Source organism: Streptomyces sp. NPDC022910 (genome assembly GCF_055561075.1).
Genome location: NZ_JBVHHL010000008.1, coordinates 55,977 through 71,097, shown reverse-complemented (window position 1 = coordinate 71,097; position 15,121 = coordinate 55,977). Strand labels below are relative to the sequence as shown.

At 70.0% G+C, this 15,121-nt stretch carries 18 protein-coding genes and 1 pseudogene; 18 read left to right on the top strand and 1 reads right to left on the bottom strand.

Annotated elements, in window-relative coordinates:
• The first annotated feature begins 242 nt into the window (after positions 1-242).
• From ACZ3TS_RS10495 to ACZ3TS_RS10415, 17 genes and pseudogenes are all read left to right on the top strand, one after another.
• Entirely contained in the window at positions 243-839 is a 597-nt protein-coding gene (locus tag ACZ3TS_RS10495) for a hypothetical protein (protein WP_467615866.1), read from the top strand.
• A 309-nt stretch (positions 840-1,148) separates the two neighbouring features.
• Positions 1,149-1,571, top strand: a complete 423-nt coding sequence (gene rpsP, locus ACZ3TS_RS10490) for a 30S ribosomal protein S16 (RefSeq protein WP_467615864.1) — start codon at positions 1,149-1,151, stop codon at positions 1,569-1,571.
• 2 nt (positions 1,572-1,573) lie between these two features.
• Positions 1,574-1,813, top strand: a complete 240-nt coding sequence (locus tag ACZ3TS_RS10485) for an RNA-binding protein (RefSeq protein ID WP_007384965.1) — start codon at positions 1,574-1,576, stop codon at positions 1,811-1,813.
• 82 nt (positions 1,814-1,895) lie between these two features.
• Complete coding sequence (gene rimM / locus ACZ3TS_RS10480; protein ID WP_467615861.1) at positions 1,896-2,471, top strand: ribosome maturation factor RimM; 576 nt, start codon at positions 1,896-1,898, stop codon at positions 2,469-2,471.
• Positions 2,471-3,304, top strand: a complete 834-nt coding sequence (trmD, locus tag ACZ3TS_RS10475; protein WP_467615859.1) for a tRNA (guanosine(37)-N1)-methyltransferase TrmD — start codon at positions 2,471-2,473, stop codon at positions 3,302-3,304. Before rimM ends, trmD begins: the two co-directional genes overlap by 1 nt.
• A gap of 135 nt (positions 3,305-3,439) precedes the next feature.
• Positions 3,440-3,790 (top strand): 50S ribosomal protein L19, encoded by a 351-nt coding sequence (rplS, locus tag ACZ3TS_RS10470; RefSeq protein ID WP_467615856.1) that lies wholly within the window; start codon positions 3,440-3,442, stop codon positions 3,788-3,790.
• A 45-nt stretch (positions 3,791-3,835) separates the two neighbouring features.
• Positions 3,836-4,552, top strand: coding sequence for a signal peptidase I (lepB, locus tag ACZ3TS_RS10465; protein ID WP_467615853.1), 717 nt, complete (start codon positions 3,836-3,838; stop codon positions 4,550-4,552).
• A pseudogene (gene lepB / locus ACZ3TS_RS10460) lies at positions 4,545-5,630 on the top strand (signal peptidase I); the annotation flags it as partial. The gene lepB (ACZ3TS_RS10465) and the pseudogene lepB (ACZ3TS_RS10460), both read left to right, overlap by 8 nt.
• Complete coding sequence (gene lepB / locus ACZ3TS_RS10455; RefSeq protein ID WP_467615851.1) at positions 5,518-6,471, top strand: signal peptidase I; 954 nt, start codon at positions 5,518-5,520, stop codon at positions 6,469-6,471. The pseudogene lepB (ACZ3TS_RS10460) and the gene lepB (ACZ3TS_RS10455), both read left to right, overlap by 113 nt.
• 78 nt (positions 6,472-6,549) lie before the next feature.
• Positions 6,550-7,293, top strand: coding sequence for a signal peptidase I (lepB, locus tag ACZ3TS_RS10450; protein ID WP_467615849.1), 744 nt, complete (start codon positions 6,550-6,552; stop codon positions 7,291-7,293).
• Positions 7,283-7,807 carry an NUDIX hydrolase gene (locus ACZ3TS_RS10445; protein ID WP_467615846.1) on the top strand — a complete coding sequence of 175 codons (525 nt, stop codon included), beginning with the start codon at positions 7,283-7,285 and terminating at the stop codon, positions 7,805-7,807. The genes lepB (ACZ3TS_RS10450) and ACZ3TS_RS10445 overlap by 11 nt, the downstream gene beginning before the upstream one ends.
• 56 nt (positions 7,808-7,863) lie before the next feature.
• The gene (locus tag ACZ3TS_RS10440; protein WP_003965949.1) at positions 7,864-8,172 is read left to right on the top strand and encodes a DUF2469 domain-containing protein; all 309 of its coding nucleotides are present in this window, start codon (positions 7,864-7,866) and stop codon (positions 8,170-8,172) included.
• A gap of 88 nt (positions 8,173-8,260) precedes the next feature.
• A complete protein-coding gene (locus ACZ3TS_RS10435; protein ID WP_467615844.1) occupies positions 8,261-8,653 on the top strand; it encodes a YraN family protein in 393 nt (130 codons plus the stop codon).
• The gene (locus ACZ3TS_RS10430; protein WP_467615841.1) at positions 8,653-10,278 is read left to right on the top strand and encodes a YifB family Mg chelatase-like AAA ATPase; all 1,626 of its coding nucleotides are present in this window, start codon (positions 8,653-8,655) and stop codon (positions 10,276-10,278) included. Before ACZ3TS_RS10435 ends, ACZ3TS_RS10430 begins: the two co-directional genes overlap by 1 nt.
• Complete coding sequence (gene dprA, locus ACZ3TS_RS10425) at positions 10,275-11,435, top strand: DNA-processing protein DprA (RefSeq protein WP_467615838.1); 1,161 nt, start codon at positions 10,275-10,277, stop codon at positions 11,433-11,435. Before ACZ3TS_RS10430 ends, dprA begins: the two co-directional genes overlap by 4 nt.
• Positions 11,436-11,706: 271 nt before the next feature.
• Positions 11,707-12,549, top strand: coding sequence for an RNA polymerase sigma factor WhiG (gene whiG, locus ACZ3TS_RS10420; RefSeq protein ID WP_467615837.1), 843 nt, complete (start codon positions 11,707-11,709; stop codon positions 12,547-12,549).
• Positions 12,550-12,702: 153 nt separating this feature from the next.
• Complete coding sequence (locus tag ACZ3TS_RS10415) at positions 12,703-13,260, top strand: TetR/AcrR family transcriptional regulator (protein ID WP_467616126.1); 558 nt, start codon at positions 12,703-12,705, stop codon at positions 13,258-13,260.
• Between the two features lie 33 nt (positions 13,261-13,293).
• Here ACZ3TS_RS10415 and ACZ3TS_RS10410 read toward each other — a convergent pair whose 3' ends face one another.
• Positions 13,294-13,893, bottom strand: coding sequence for a murein hydrolase activator EnvC family protein (locus ACZ3TS_RS10410; RefSeq protein ID WP_467615835.1), 600 nt, complete (start codon positions 13,891-13,893; stop codon positions 13,294-13,296).
• 272 nt (positions 13,894-14,165) lie between these two features.
• Here ACZ3TS_RS10410 and rpsB point away from each other — a divergent pair, with 272 nt between their 5' ends.
• Complete coding sequence (gene rpsB / locus ACZ3TS_RS10405; RefSeq protein WP_467615833.1) at positions 14,166-15,056, top strand: 30S ribosomal protein S2; 891 nt, start codon at positions 14,166-14,168, stop codon at positions 15,054-15,056.
• Positions 15,057-15,121 lie beyond the last annotated feature (65 nt).

Sequence of the window (15,121 nt, the reverse complement as noted above, 5' to 3'; positions counted from 1 at the left end):
AGAAGCGGCCGAAACGCCTCTTGCGCATCTGCAGCTCACAGGTGCCCCGGCGCGCGTAGTTCGCCTACGCGCCGGGGCGTACTGGTCGCTACGCACCAGCTTGGTATGAGCTGTGAGGCTTCTCCGCAGATCGGCGCACGCGCCCTCGTCCGTACGCATCAGCGGCAACTGACTGGTACGTGCAAATTATTTGGGATGCCCCGGAATAGGAACACGGGGGCGCTCAGGCTCGTTGTCATTACGTGAGCACGACACCACCTGTTCTCGCCGCAGAGCTGGCGCAGGCGTGGGCCGACATTCAGCGGTACCACTCCGAGCTGCCCGATCTTGCCGCGCCCGAGTCCCTGATCGGAGAGTCGTCGTCCGCCTGCGGGCACGAACTCTCCTTCGAGCGACTGCTTCATGAGGCAGTCCACGGCGTCGCCGCCGCACGCGGCGTACGCGACACCTCCCGCGCCGGCCGCTACCACAACCGCAGATTCCTTGCGATCGCCGAGGAGCTGGGCCTGGACCACCCCGAGGAACCACACCCGAGCAGTGGTTTCTCCCTGGTCACGCTGACCCCCGAGGCGAAGCGGCGCTACCGCCCGACGATCGAGCGGCTTCAGCGCGCGCTGAAGGCCCACTCGGCGGCGACGGCCGCGGACACGGCCCGCTCGTTCCGCGGTCCGGCCGCCCGCCACGGCTCCTCCGGAGGCGGCGTCCGCGTCAAGGCGGTCTGCGACTGCGGCCGAAACGTCCGCGTCGTTCCGTCGGTCCTGGCCCAGGCCCCGATCGTGTGCGGCGGCTGCGGAAAGCCGTTCCGCATCCCGGAGCCGGTGGGAGCGGCGGCGGGCTGATGCGACGGCTGCTCGTGGCAGCCGTACCCGAGCTCCGCACGCAGTCGAGAGCATCTGTGAGCGCCGGGGGGGCGTAGCCACCGCCCGGGGGCCCGGCGCCGGGTGCCGTTTTGTCATGCCCGCACGTATGCCCACGGACCTCCGCTCAAAGCGACCCGCACGGTGTGGCAGAATGGCTAGCTGTACTCGACAGCCGCACAGGACCCCTCTCTCCTCCGGCTGACGCGTCCATCGGGCACTCGGGTACCGCAACCCCACGCGGCTCTCCCGCCGTGCCCAACCACGTCAAATCCAGGAGAACCCACTCCCGTGGCAGTCAAGATCAAGCTGAAGCGTCTGGGCAAGATCCGTTCGCCTCACTACCGCATCGTCGTCGCAGACTCCCGCACCCGCCGTGACGGCCGGGCGATCGAGGAGATCGGCAAGTACCACCCGACGTACCACCCGTCGGTCATCGAGGTCGACGCCGAGCGCGTGGCGTACTGGCTCTCCGTCGGTGCCCAGCCGACCGAGCCCGTGCTCGCCATCCTGAAGAAGACCGGCGACTGGCAGAAGTTCAAGGGCGAGCCCGCCCCGGCGCCGCTGCTGGTGGCCGAGCCCAAGGCCACGCGTCCGTCGTTCGAGGCTATCGGCGGTGAGGACGAGGGCAAGGGTGAGGCGATCACCCAGAAGAAGAAGGCTGAGAAGAAGGACGAGGCCGCGGCCGAGTCCTCCGAGTCGACCGAGGCCTGAGCATGCTCGAGGAGGCTCTCGAGCACCTCGTGAAGGGCATCGTCGACAACCCTGACGATGTGCAGGTGGCCTCGCGCACCCTGCGCCGCGGACGTGTGCTCGAGGTCCGGGTCCACCCGGACGACCTCGGCAAGGTGATCGGTCGCAACGGCCGCACCGCACGCGCTCTGCGTACCGTCGTGGGTGCCATCGGCGGCCGAGGTGTCCGTGTCGACCTCGTCGACGTGGACCACGTCCGCTGACGCTTATCGCAACCGGCTCGGGCCGGGGAGGGCCGCTGGGCCGTCCCCGGCCCGTCGTCGTTACGACAGGAGATCTTCAGAAGTGCAGCTGGTAGTCGCACGGATCGGCCGAGCCCACGGCGTCAAGGGCGAGGTCACCGTGGAAGTACGTACCGACGAGCCGGAGCTCAGGCTCGCCCCCGGCGCCGTACTGGCCACCGATCCCGCGTCCGCGGGCCCGCTCACCATCGAAACCGGCCGGGTGCACAGCGGCAGACTGCTTCTGCGCTTCGAGGGCGTGCAGGACCGCAGCGCCGCCGAGGCTCTCCGCAACACCCTTCTGATCGCCGAGGTCGACCCGGACGAGCTCCCCGAGGGCGAGGACGAGTACTACGACCACCAGCTCATCGACCTGGACGTGGTGACCGGGGGCGGCATGGCGGTCGGTCGGATCACCGAGATCTCGCACCTGCCCTCCCAGGACCTGTTCGTGGTCGAGCGCCCCGACGGCAGCGAGGTCCTCATCCCGTTCGTCGAGGAGATCGTCACCGAGATCGACCTCGAGGAGCAGCGTGCCGTCATCGACCCGCCGCCGGGTCTGATCGACGACCGTGCGGAGATCGCCTCCTCCAGGACATCCGGCGGGGAATCCGGGGAGCCGTCCGGAGAAGAGGCGTAATGCGGCTCGACGTCGTCACGATCTTCCCCGAGTACCTGGAACCCCTGAACGTCTCCCTGGTCGGCAAGGCACGCGCGCGTGGACTGCTGAACGTCCACGTGCACGACCTGCGGTCCTGGACGTACGACCGCCACAACACGGTCGACGACACGCCGTACGGCGGCGGCCCCGGCATGGTCATGAAGACCGAACCCTGGGGCGAGGCACTGGACGACGTCCTGGCCGACGGGTACGAGACCGGTTCCTCGGCACCCGCACTGATCGTTCCCACGCCCAGCGGCCGCCCCTTCACCCAGGAACTCGCCGTCGAGCTCTCCGAGCGCCCATGGCTGGTCTTCACACCCGCCCGCTACGAGGGCATCGACCGGCGTGTCATCGACGAGTACGCCACCCGGATACCGGTGTACGAGGTGTCCATCGGCGACTACGTCCTTGCCGGCGGCGAGGCCGCCGTCCTCGTCATCACCGAGGCGGTGGCCAGGCTGCTGCCCGGGGTCCTGGGCAACGCCGAGTCCCACCGGGACGACTCCTTCGCACCCGGCGCGATGGCGAACCTCCTGGAGGGGCCGGTCTACACCAAGCCGCCGACCTGGCGCGGCCGGGGCATCCCCGAGGTGCTGCTCAGCGGCCACCACGGCAGGATCGCCCGCTGGCGCCGCGACGAGGCCCTGAAGCGTACGACGGCCAGCCGGCCCGACCTGATCGAGCGCTGCGACCCGGCGGCCTTCGACAAGAAGGACCGCGAAATGCTCTCCATCCTGGGCTGGGCACCCGACCCGGACGGCACACCGCACGGCCGATTTTGGCGCAGGCCGGACGGCGTGGAAGAATAGGCGGCTGTTGTCCTCCGTCCGGCGTGCGCCCCTGCCACAGGGGGACACGACGCCCGCCCCGACGGGGCCCACGATTCTTACCGAAAAACTATCTCCCGCCGATGACCTGTGGCATTGGCGAAGAAAGCAGACGAAATGTCTCACCTGCTCGACTCCGTCGACACCGCGTCGCTGCGCAGCGACGTCCCGGCCTTCCGCCCGGGTGACACCGTCAACGTCCACGTCCGCGTCATCGAGGGCAACCGCTCCCGTGTGCAGCAGTTCAAGGGCGTGGTGATCCGTCGCCAGGGCTCCGGCGTGCGCGAGACCTTCACGGTCCGCAAGGTCTCCTTCTCCGTCGGCGTCGAGCGCACCTTCCCGGTGCACACCCCGATCGTGGAGAAGATCGAGCTCGTCACCCGCGGTGACGTGCGCCGCGCCAAGCTGTACTACCTGCGCGACCTGCGCGGCAAGGCGGCGAAGATCAAGGAGAAGCGCGAGAACTGAGCGCCTCCGGGGGTTCGAAGCGGGGCCGGATAGCATCTGGCCCCGATGGACACCGAAGCACAGCACAGGGAGCGCGACCGCTCCTCCGACCCCGCCGACTCCGAGGAGATCTCGGACACACGGGGTCCGGAGGGACGGTCGCGCTTCGCGTTGGTGACCCGGATCGCCGAGTGGCTGCCCGGCGGGCGGATCACCCTGACCGTGCTGGTCTGCCTGCTCTTTCTCCTCACGCTCAGCACATTCGTGACGCAGCCGTTCGACATCCCCAGCAGCTCGATGGAGCGCGGATTGAGGGTTGGGGACCGCGTGCTCGTAAATAAGTTGGCGTACCGTTTCGGATCGAAGCCGCAGCGGGGAGACGTCGTCGTGTTCGACGGCACCGGGTACTTCGGGAACGCCGACTACATCAAACGGGTAGTAGGTGTGGGGGGAGACCACGTGGTCTGCTGCGACAAGGAGGGGAGGCTCGAGGTGAACGGCCGGACGGTCGACGAGTCGTCGTTTCTTTACCCCGGCAACAGCCCGTCCGACGTCTCCTTCGACGTCGTCGTGCCCGACGGCACACTCTTCGTGCTCGGCGACCATCGCAGCGACTCCAGCGACTCCCGCGACCATCTGGGCTCGCCGGGCGGCGGAATGATCCCTGTCGACGTCGTGATCGGCAGGGCCGACTGGGTGGTCTGGCCCACCGCACACTGGCGGCGCATCACGCGTCCCGGCGCCTACGCGCATGTGCCCGCCGTGGACGGTGTCCATGGGTAACCGCGGCAAACCGCGCGGCATGCCGGTCGACACCGTCACCCAGAACCTCCTGCCCACCGGCTCGCGGCGCGCCGGAGGGAGCGTCCCCACCGGGCGCAGCCGCGCCGAGCGGCGCAAGCTCCAGCGCAAGGTCAGGCGCAAGAGGAGGCGCTCCGCCGTCAAGGAGATACCTCTCCTGGCCGGCGTCGCCGTCCTCATAGCGCTGGTCCTGAAGACGTTTCTCCTGCAGGCCTTCGTGATCCCGTCGGGCTCCATGGAGAACACGATCCAGGTCGGCGACCGCGTCCTCGTCGACAAGTTGACCCCGTGGTTCGGCTCCAAGCCGCAGCGCGGCGACGTCGTCGTCTTCCGGGACCCCGGCGACTGGCTCGCGGGCGAGAAGACGACCAAGCAGAACGACCCCGTCGTCGTCAAGCAGATCAAGGAAGGGCTCACCTGGATCGGTCTGCTGCCCTCCGACAACGACAAGGACCTCATCAAACGGGTCGTGGCGGTCGGCGGAGACACCGTCAAGTGCTGTGACACGCAAGGACGCGTCACTGTCAACGGCACGCCGCTGAACGAGCCCTACGTTCACCCGGGGAACAAGCCTTCCGACTTCTCGTTCTCGGTGACCGTGCCCTCGGGTCGTCTGTGGGTCATGGGCGACCACCGCGCCAATTCCGCCGACTCGCGCTACCACCGCACGGAGGCGTTCAGCGGTACGGTCTCCGAGAAGTCCGTCGTCGGCCGCGCCATGGTCATCGCCTGGCCCATCGGGCACTGGACACGCCTGAAGGAGCCGGACACCTACACATCGGTGCCCAGCGGGTCGATCACCGCACTCGGTCCGTCGCATAGGGTGGCCTCCGCGGATCGATACGGATTGATCCCCCTCCCGAGCCCTGCGGAACTCCCGCTCGTTATGGGAGTGGTGGGCCTGCGTCGACTTGGACGCCGGCGGCGATACGGAGTGAGGAGTGGACGTGGGGGATTTGGCGGTCGGCGCACGGTCCGGACACGAGGGTCCCGAGGAGCGGCCGGAGCGACCCGACGGGACGGCTGCCCCTGCCGCGGAAGACCACGTAGGCTCCGGGAGCGACTCCTCGGACGGCGGCACGGGGGACAGCGACAGGCAGCCACCCCAGTCGAAGAAGCAGCGCTCCTTCTGGAAGGAACTCCCGCTCCTCATCGGTATCGCGCTGGTGCTCGCGCTGCTGATCAAGACGTTCCTGGTGCAGGCGTTCTCTATCCCCTCGGACTCGATGCAGAACACCCTCCAGCAGGGTGACCGTGTCCTCGTCGACAAGTTGACGCCGTGGTTCGGATCCGAGCCCTCGCGCGGCGAGGTCGTCGTCTTTCATGACCCGGACAACTGGCTGGCGGGCGAGCCCACCGCCAACCCCAACGCCCTTCAGACGGCCCTGAGCTGGATCGGCCTGATGCCGTCGGCGGAGGAGAAGGACCTCATCAAGCGGGTCGTCGGCGTCGCCGGCGACACCATCGAGTGCAAGGGCACCGGCCCGCTGATGGTCAACGGCAGGGCGCTCAACGAGCCGTATGTGTACCCCGGCAACACCCCGTGCAGCGTCGACGACCAGGGCGGCCAGTTCAAGGTCACCGTTCCCGCGGGCAAAATCTGGGTCATGGGCGACCACCGGCAGAACTCGCTGGACTCCCGCTACCACCAGCAGGACAAGTACCAGGGCTTCGTGCCCGTGGGGAACGTCGTGGGCCGCGCCGTCGTCGTCGCCTGGCCCCCCACCCGCTGGAACACGCTGCCGATCCCGGACACCTTCGATCAGGGCCTGAGCGTGGCGGCCCCCGGAGCACTCGGTCTGACGGGCGCGGTTCCCCTGGTGCTGTGGCGCAGGCGCCGGATCACTGCGCGCCTTACCGCCGGAAACCCGAGGGTTTCTGGCAGCGGTACCGCCCGGTAGGGTGCCGTCCCAGATCGCCGATCTTCCGTGGCCCCGTATGGGCCACGGGATCGAATCTCCGACCTGGGGAGCACTGGGATGAGCAGGACTGGTCGTACGGGCGAGGGCCGCGGACGGCTCGGCAGCACCTTGTCAGGACTGACTGTGGCCCTCGGCTGCGTGCTCTTCCTCGGCGGGTTCGTCTGGGGCGGGATCGTCTACAAGCCCTATACCGTGCCGACCGAGTCCATGTCGCCCACCATCATGGCCGGTGACCGGGTCCTCGCCCAGCGCATCGACACGGCCGACATCAAGCGCGGCGACGTCGTCGTCTTCCAGCAGAAGAGCTGGGGCGACATGCCCATGGTCAAGCGGGTCGTGGCGATCGGCGGCGACACGGTCGCCTGCTGCACCGACGGCAAGCTCACCGTCAACGGCAAGGAGATCCACGAGTCGTACCTGGCCAAGGGGCAGGCCGCGGAGTCCACGACCATCCCCAGGATCACGGTCCCCAAGGGCCGGCTGTTCCTGCTCGGCGACGAGCGCAGCGGCTCCCTCGACTCCACGGCCCACCTCACGGAGGCCTTCAACGGCACGGTGGGGCGCAGCGCGGTCGACGCCCGTGTGGACGCCGTGGTGTGGCCGATGAACGGCATGCTGGACCGACCGACGGGCTTCGAGGCGCTGGGTGCGATCTCGTCGCCCGGACCCCTGCGGCCGATCGTCGGCACGATCGTGGCGGGCGGGGTGCTGGTGATGCTCGGCGCGGCGTACGGCCCGATCGCCAAGCGCGCGGGCGGCAGGCGCAGCGCCCCGCGGACGGAGCCGGCCGGTGCCCGCTGAAGCTTCACCGCCGCCGCAGGATTCGTACGCGAGCGGGCTGCGAAAGGTGGCCCGGGTGGTGCTCCTCGATCCGCAGGACCGCATCCTGCTGCTCCACGGGCACGAGCCGGACGATCCGGCCGACGACTGGTGGTTCACACCCGGCGGCGGCGTGGAGGGCGAGGAGACGCGTGAGCAGGCCGCGTTGCGCGAGCTGGCCGAGGAGACCGGAATCACGGATGTCGAGCTGGGCCCGGTGCTGTGGCGGCGGACGTGCTCGTTTCCCTTCGCCGGTCGCCGCTGGGACCAGGACGAGTGGTATTACCTGGCCCGTACGGCCCAGACGGCGACGGCCGCGCTGAACCTGACGGAGCTGGAAAAGCGCAGTGTCGCCGGAGCACGGTGGTGGACGTGCGGGGAGCTGGCCGAGGCGCATGAGACGGTGTATCCGAAGAGACTCGCCGAGCTGTTGCGCACACTGCTCGACGAAGGTCCCCCGGCCAGGCCCGAGATCCTCGACACTGAAATCGTCTAGAGGCGCACGGGACTGGCGCACAATGGTGGGATCGCACGGCTGAAGGGGAACATGCCATGAGCGCCGAGGACCTCGAGAAGTACGAGACCGAGATGGAGCTGAAGCTCTACCGGGAGTACCGCGATGTCGTCGGTCTGTTCAAATATGTGATCGAGACCGAACGGCGCTTCTACCTCACCAACGACTACGAGATGCAGGTGCACTCGGTCCAGGGCGAGGTGTTTTTCGAGGTGTCCATGGCGGACGCCTGGGTCTGGGACATGTACCGGCCTGCCCGCTTCGTGAAGCAGGTGCGGGTACTGACGTTCAAGGACGTGAATATCGAGGAGCTGAACAAGAGCGATCTGGAGCTCCCGGGCGGGTGACGGCCACGGTCGCCTCCCTCACGAGGGTGACGGAGTTGTCCACAACCGCCGAGTTGTCCACCAAGATCCACTCCGTGGAGGCGGATGCGTGACGGTTGGCACCGGAGGTGGTGCCGACATGAACGCACAAGGTGCACTCGGCAAGTACGGCGAGGAGCTGGCCGCCCGGCGGCTGGCGGGCGCCGGGATGACACTCCTGGAGCGCAACTGGCGCTCCGGCAGGAGCGGCGAGATCGACATCGTGGCCAGGGACGGCGACGTCCTGGTCGTCTGTGAGGTCAAGACCCGCAGGGGCGGCCGCTTCGAGCATCCGATGGCCGCGGTCACGCCGGTCAAGGCCGAGCGGCTGCGAGACCTCGCCCAACGCTGGATCCAGGCACACGGAGGGGCCCCGCCGGGCGGCGTGCGCATCGACGTGGTCGGCGTCGTCCTGCCCGAGCGCGGCGCCGCCGTGGTCGAGCACGTGCGGGGGGTGGCCTGATGGGCTTCGCACGGACGTGCTCCGTGGCGCTGGTCGGCGTGGAGGGAGTGGTGGTCGAGGTCCAGGCCGACCTCGAACCGGGCGTCGCGGCGTTCACCCTGGTGGGCCTGCCCGACAAAAGCCTGACGGAGAGCCGGGACCGCGTGCGGGCGGCGGTGGTGAACTCGGGGGGCGAGTGGCCGCAGAAGAAGCTCACCGTCGGGCTGAGCCCCGCTTCCGTGCCGAAGGCGGGCAGCGGGTTCGACCTCGCCGTGGCCTGCGCGGTGCTCGGCGCCGCGGAGCGGATCGATCCGCGGGTGCTCGCCGACATCGTCATGATCGGCGAGCTGGGTCTGGACGGACGGGTCCGGCCCGTGAGGGGCATCCTGCCGGCGGTTCTGGCCGCGGCGGACGCGGGTTACGAACAGGTGGTCGTGCCGGAGTGCGCCACCGCCGAGGCATCGCTGGTGCCCGGCGTGTCCGTGCTGGGCGTGCGCAGTCTGCGCCAGCTGATCGCCGTCCTCACGGACGAGCCCGTGCCCGACGAGGAGCCGGACGGGCTGGGCCGCCCGGATCCGCTCCTCGCCGGTCTGCGTCTACCGGGCACCGGCGCGGCCACCGGGATGCGCAGCATGGGCGCCGCCCAGCACGACCAGGGCCACGATCTCGCCGATGTCGTGGGTCAGGTCTCGGCGCGCACGGCGGCGGAGGTGGCCGCGGCCGGCGGGCACCACCTGTTCCTGGAAGGACCGCCCGGTGCCGGGAAGACCATGCTCGCCGAGCGGCTGCCCGCCATCCTGCCCAAGCTCAGGAGAGAGGAGTCGCTGGAGGTCACAGCGGTGCATTCGGTGGCGGGTCTGCTTCCTTTGGGCAAACCCCTGATCGACGTCGCTCCCTACTGCGCCCCGCACCACTCGGCCACCATGCAGGCACTCGTGGGCGGCGGCCCCGGCATCGCCCGCCCGGGGGCCGTGTCGCTCTCCCACCGGGGCGTCCTCTTCCTGGACGAAACGCCCGAGTTCAACAGCCAGGCCCTGGACGCGCTGCGTCAGCCCCTGGAGTCCGGGCACGTCGTGATCGCCCGTAGCGCGGGTGTCGTGCGCTTTCCGGCGAAGTTCCTGATGGTGCTCGCGGCCAACCCGTGCCCATGTGGCCGCTTCTCGCAGCGCGACACCCTGTGCGAGTGCCCGCCCTCGGCGATCCGCCGTTATCAGGCGCGGCTCTCCGGCCCGCTCCTGGACCGGGTCGACCTGCGTGTCGAGGTGGATCCGGTCACCCGCGCCGAACTCACCGAGCGCGGCGCGCGGGGCGAGTCCACCACGACGGTCGCCGCCCGGGTCCGCGAGGCCAGGGAGCGCGCTGCCGCGCGACTGGTGGGCACACCCTGGAGGACCAACAGCGAAGTGCCGGGACGCGAGCTGCGCAACCGCTGGTATGCCGCGAGCGGGGCGATGGACGAGGCCGAGCGCAGTCTCGAGCGGGGCGTGCTCACGGCCCGGGGACTCGACCGCGTGCTGCGCGTGGCCTGGACCGTCGCGGACCTCGTGGGCCATGACCGGCCGGACGCGACGGACGTGGCTCTGGCCCTGCAACTGCGCACGGGCGTCCCACGGGGCGTGCCGATGGCCCTCGGGGCGCTGACGTGAGCGGCGGCGCCGCCCCGGACGGTGAGTGCTTCGCCCGGATCTTCCTCAGCCGGGTCGTCGAGCCCGGGGACGAGATGGTGGGCCGCTGGCTACGGGAACGCGGGGCCGAGGAGGTGGCCCGGCGGCTGCGGGAGGGCAGCAAGCCGCTGCCGGGAGTGAGCGAGAAACGGTGGGCCGGGCTGCGGGCGCGGGCCGCACGGGCCGAGCCGCTGCGGGACTGGACCGCGGCCCGGGAAGCGGGGGTGAGATTCGTGATCCCCGGAGCGTCCGAGTGGCCCGCCCAGCTCGACGACCTCGGGGATGCCCGGCCGGTCGGCCTGTGGGTGCGCGGGCGTCCCAGTCTGCGGATGTGGGCCCTCAAATCCGTCGCGGTCGTGGGCGCGCGGGCCTGCACCGAGTACGGGGCTCATGTGGCGGCCACCCTCGGCGCGGGGCTCGCGGAGCGCGGCTGGGTGGTCGTCTCCGGCGGCGCGTACGGCGTGGACGGGGCCGCGCACCGGGGCACCCTCGCCGCCGGCGGCGCCACCGTCGCCGTGCTGGCCTGCGGAGTGGACCGGTCCTACCCGCGCGGACACACCGAGCTGATCACCAGGATCGCCGACCAGGGATTGGTCATCGGCGAGTTGCCGCCCGGCGATCATCCGACGCCGAGCAGATTCATCCTCAGAAACCGCCTGATCGCGGCGCTCACCCGGGGCACCGTGGTCGTCGAGGCGGCGTACCGCAGCGGCGCGCTGGTCACGGCACGGGCGGCGGAGCGACTCGGCCGGTACACCATGGGCGTGCCCGGACCGGTCACCAGCGGTCTCTCGGCCGGTGTGCACGAACTGCTGCGCGGAGAGGCCGTGCTTGTCTCCGACGCCGCGGACGTGGTCGAACTGGTCGGTGACATGGGCGAGCTGGCGCCGGACCGGCGGGGCCCCGTGCTGCCGCGTGATCTGCTGGAACCGGCCGCCCGGCGGGTTCTGGCAGCACTGCCTGCACGGAGAGCGACGTCGGCGTCCGACATCGCGCGGGGCGCACAGACGACCGAGGACGACGCGGTCGCGAGGCTGTACGAACTCCGATCACTTGGTTTCGTCGAACGACACGACGACGGCTGGAAGTTGACACGCCAGGCCGTGATCGACGCCCGGCAAGATCATGGTCGATGCTGACCGAGCGTGTTCGGCCGTCCGGGCGATCCCCGACAGCCTTGGCAATTCCCGTAGTTGACTCTTTCCGGCGATCACACAGGGCGACGGCCGTGGCCCCGGAACGTGCCCCGCCGAGCTGCTTCGCGCACGGGTGATCCCTTGCCCTTCGCACACTGCGACACCACAGTCACGCTACGCTCACGAGGATCCCGACTCAGACAGGCATCTCGACATCAGACCGACAGCTCACCCAGCCACCCCCAGCTCACAGCAGAACGGCACAAGGCGACGAATGCCCCAGCACACCTCCGGGTCCGACCGGGCGGCGCTTCCCCCAGCCGCCCGTGACGGCGGCAGCGTGCGCCCGCCCGCTCCCTCGACGCTCGACGAGTTGTGGCGGTCGTACAAGGAGACGGGGGACGAGCGGTTGCGGGAGCAGCTGATCCTGCACTACTCGCCGTTGGTGAAGTACGTGGCGGGACGGGTGAGCGTGGGACTGCCGGCCAATGTGGAGCAGGCGGACTTCGTGTCGTCGGGGGTCTTCGGGCTGATCGACGCGATCGAGAAGTTCGACATCGACCGGGAGATCAAGTTCGAGACGTATGCGATCACGCGGATCCGCGGCGCGATGATCGACGAGCTGCGGGCGCTGGACTGGATCCCCCGGTCGGTGCGGCAGAAGGCGCGGAGCGTGGAGCGGGCGTACGCGACCCTGGAGGCCCGGCTGCGGAGGACGCCGTCCGAGGGTGAGGTGGCCGCGGAGATGGGCATCGGCGTGGAAGAGCTCCATGCCGTCTTCAGCCAGTTGTCGCTGGCGAACGTGGTGGCCCTGGAAGAGCTGCTGCACGTGGGCGGCGAGGGCGGCGACCGGCTGAGTCTGATGGACACCCTCGAGGACACCGCCGCGGACAACCCGGTGGAAGTGGCCGAGGACCGGGAGCTGCGGCGGTTCCTGGCACGGGCGATCAACACCCTGCCCGACCGCGAGAAGACCGTGGTCACGCTGTACTACTACGAAGGGCTGACCCTCGCCGAGATCGGCAATGTGCTGGGGGTGACCGAGAGCCGGGTGAGTCAGATCCACACGAAGTCCGTGCTCCAGCTGCGGGCCAAACTGGCCGGTTTCGGACGCTGAGAATTCGCTGGGGTGCGTGATGGGCCCCGGCGGACGCGGCTCTTACACGCCCCGCGGGCGGAGCCCGGGACCGGGGCACACGGCGGGTGCGCCTCCCTTCGGCGGCGGTCCGTCCGTACAGTGGTTGACGTGCCAAGGATTCGAGCGGCCTCCGTGGCCGAGCACCGGTCGATGCAGCGAGCCGCCCTGCTGGACGCGGCACGATCCCTTCTGTCCGAGGGCGGTACGGAGGCGCTGACCTTCCCGGCCCTCGCCGAGCGGACGGGCCTGGCGCGGTCCTCCGTCTACGAGTACTTCCGCTCCCGTGCGGCCGTCGTGGAGGAGCTGTGCGCGGTCGACTTCCCCGTCTGGGCGGCGGAGGTCGAGGCGGCGATGGCCGCGGAGGACGGGCCCGAGGAGAAGATCGAGGCCTATGTACGGCAGCAGCTGGCGCTCGTGGGGGACCGGCGGCACCGCGCCGTGGTGGCCATCTCCGCGAGCGAACTCGACGCCGGGGCGCGCGAGAAGATCCGGGCCGCGCACGGCGGGCTCGTCGCGATGATCGTCGAGGCGCTCGGCCGGATGGGGCACCGTGAGCCCCGGCTGGCCGCGATGCTGCTTCAGGGCGTGGTCGACGCGGCGGTGCGGCGCATCGAACTCGGCGCCGCGGAGGATCCGGCCGACATCACCGAAGCGGCGGTCGCGATGGCCCTGCGGGGCGTCCGGGGCTGAGCGCACGCGGCGCCCTGGCCGAGCGCCCCGCGGCTACGGCAACGGCACCTTGTCGACCCGTAACAGCCGGGACGGTCCGGCCCGCAGCAGCCACGGCGGCAGCAGGGACAGCGGGTTCAGATACGTGTCCCCTCTGCGCAGACCCCAGTGCAGACAGGGTGTCGCGCAGTGGGTGGTCGGAGGTTCCAGCACCCCCAGCACCTCGCCCGGCGCCACCTCGTCGCCCTCGCGCACCGATGCGCGTACGGGTTCGTACGTCGTCCGCAGCAGAGGGTCGCCGGTGTCCGCCAGGTCTACGGAGACCACGCCCCGTCCCGCCACCCGCCCCGCGAAGGCCACGCGGCCGCCGGCCACCGCCCGTACCGGATCACTCGGAGCCGCCGCCAGGTCCACGCCCCGGTGACCGGGGCCGTACGGATGCGCCGGAGGCTGCCACCCGCGCAGGACCACGGGGTGGACGCCCACCGGCCAGACCCGGGCGACGGCCGGCACCGGCGCGTCGGCGACCGGTGCGGCTGCCATGGCCGGATGCGGCCGTGCCGGCACGGCCGCCCACGCCACCGGGGCCAGTACGCTCAGCGTCACCAGCAACAGCACCGCGGACCATGCCCGCAGACATCGTTTCGCTCGCATGCGAGAACCGTCCCGCACGCCGGGCGATCATGGCCGGATCTGTGGACAACTGCCCCTTTGTGGACAGCGGGGTCACCCGCTGCTCTGCGTGTCCCGTACACTTCTTGTGGCGATCCGGGTCACCGGGTCGACTTCGCACGCCCCGACACCAGGCCCTCATGAGGCCGGTGTCAGCGCCTCTCGGTCCTTCGCGGCACGGCGCATCGCGGGCGTCAGGCGCGAGTGTCATCCGGCACCCGCGGCACAACCGAGAAAACTCAAGGAGAACGGCCATGGCCGTCGTCACGATGCGGGAGCTGCTGGAGAGCGGCGTCCACTTCGGTCACCAGACCCGTCGCTGGAACCCGAAGATGAAGCGCTTCATCTTCACCGAGCGCAACGGCATCTACATCATCGACCTGCTCCAGTCGCTGTCGTACATCGACCGCGCCTACGAGTTCGTCAAGGAGACCGTCGCCCATGGCGGCACGGTCATGTTCGTCGGCACGAAGAAGCAGGCGCAGGAGGCCATCGCCGAGCAGGCCACCCGCGTCGGCATGCCGTACGTCAACCAGCGCTGGCTGGGCGGCATGCTCACCAACTTCTCGACCGTCTACAAGCGTCTGCAGCGCCTCAAGGAGCTCGAGCAGATCGACTTCGAGGACGTCGCCTCCTCCGGTCTGACCAAGAAGGAGCTCCTGGTCCTCTCGCGCGAGAAGGCCAAGCTGGAGAAGACCCTCGGCGGTATCCGCGAGATGCAGAAGGTGCCGAGCGCCGTCTGGATCGTGGACACCAAGAAGGAGCACATCGCGGTCGGCGAGGCCCGCAAGCTCAACATCCCGGTCGTCGCCATCCTCGACACCAACTGCGACCCCGACGAGGTCGACTACAAGATCCCGGGCAACGACGACGCGATCCGCTCCGTCACCCTGCTGACCCGTGTGATCGCCGACGCCGTCGCCGAGGGTCTCATCGCACGCTCCGGTGTCGCCACCGAGGGCAAGGGTGAGAAGGCCGCGGGCGAGCCGCTCGCCGAGTGGGAGCGCGACCTGCTCGAGGGCGAGAAGAAGGCCGAGGAGGCCCCCGCCGCCGAGGCGCCCGCCGCTGAGGCTGCGGCTGCTGAGGCTCCGGCTGCTGAGGCTCCGGCCGCCGAGGCTCCGGCCGCCGAGGGCGAGCAGGCCTGACCTCACGGCCGTTCGGCTGAAGTGAGGGCGGGTGGCGCCGACCGCGTCACCCGCCGTTCACCCGC

Excerpts from the sequence above, each read along its gene's own strand:
- lepB (WP_467615853.1), top strand. The coding sequence starts at position 3,836 with ATGGACACCGAAGCACAGCACAGGGAGCGCGACCGCTCCTCCGACCCC.
- ACZ3TS_RS10430 (WP_467615841.1), top strand. The coding sequence starts at position 8,653 with ATGGGCTTCGCACGGACGTGCTCCGTGGCGCTGGTCGGCGTGGAGGGA.
- rplS (WP_467615856.1), top strand. The coding sequence starts at position 3,440 with ATGTCTCACCTGCTCGACTCCGTCGACACCGCGTCGCTGCGCAGCGAC.
- ACZ3TS_RS10485 (WP_007384965.1), top strand. The coding sequence starts at position 1,574 with ATGCTCGAGGAGGCTCTCGAGCACCTCGTGAAGGGCATCGTCGACAAC.
- whiG (WP_467615837.1), top strand. The coding sequence starts at position 11,707 with ATGCCCCAGCACACCTCCGGGTCCGACCGGGCGGCGCTTCCCCCAGCC.
- trmD (WP_467615859.1), top strand. The coding sequence starts at position 2,471 with ATGCGGCTCGACGTCGTCACGATCTTCCCCGAGTACCTGGAACCCCTG.
- ACZ3TS_RS10440 (WP_003965949.1), top strand. The coding sequence starts at position 7,864 with ATGAGCGCCGAGGACCTCGAGAAGTACGAGACCGAGATGGAGCTGAAG.
- ACZ3TS_RS10410 (WP_467615835.1), bottom strand. The coding sequence starts at position 13,893 with ATGCGAGCGAAACGATGTCTGCGGGCATGGTCCGCGGTGCTGTTGCTG.
- rpsB (WP_467615833.1), top strand. The coding sequence starts at position 14,166 with ATGGCCGTCGTCACGATGCGGGAGCTGCTGGAGAGCGGCGTCCACTTC.
- lepB (WP_467615849.1), top strand. The coding sequence starts at position 6,550 with ATGAGCAGGACTGGTCGTACGGGCGAGGGCCGCGGACGGCTCGGCAGC.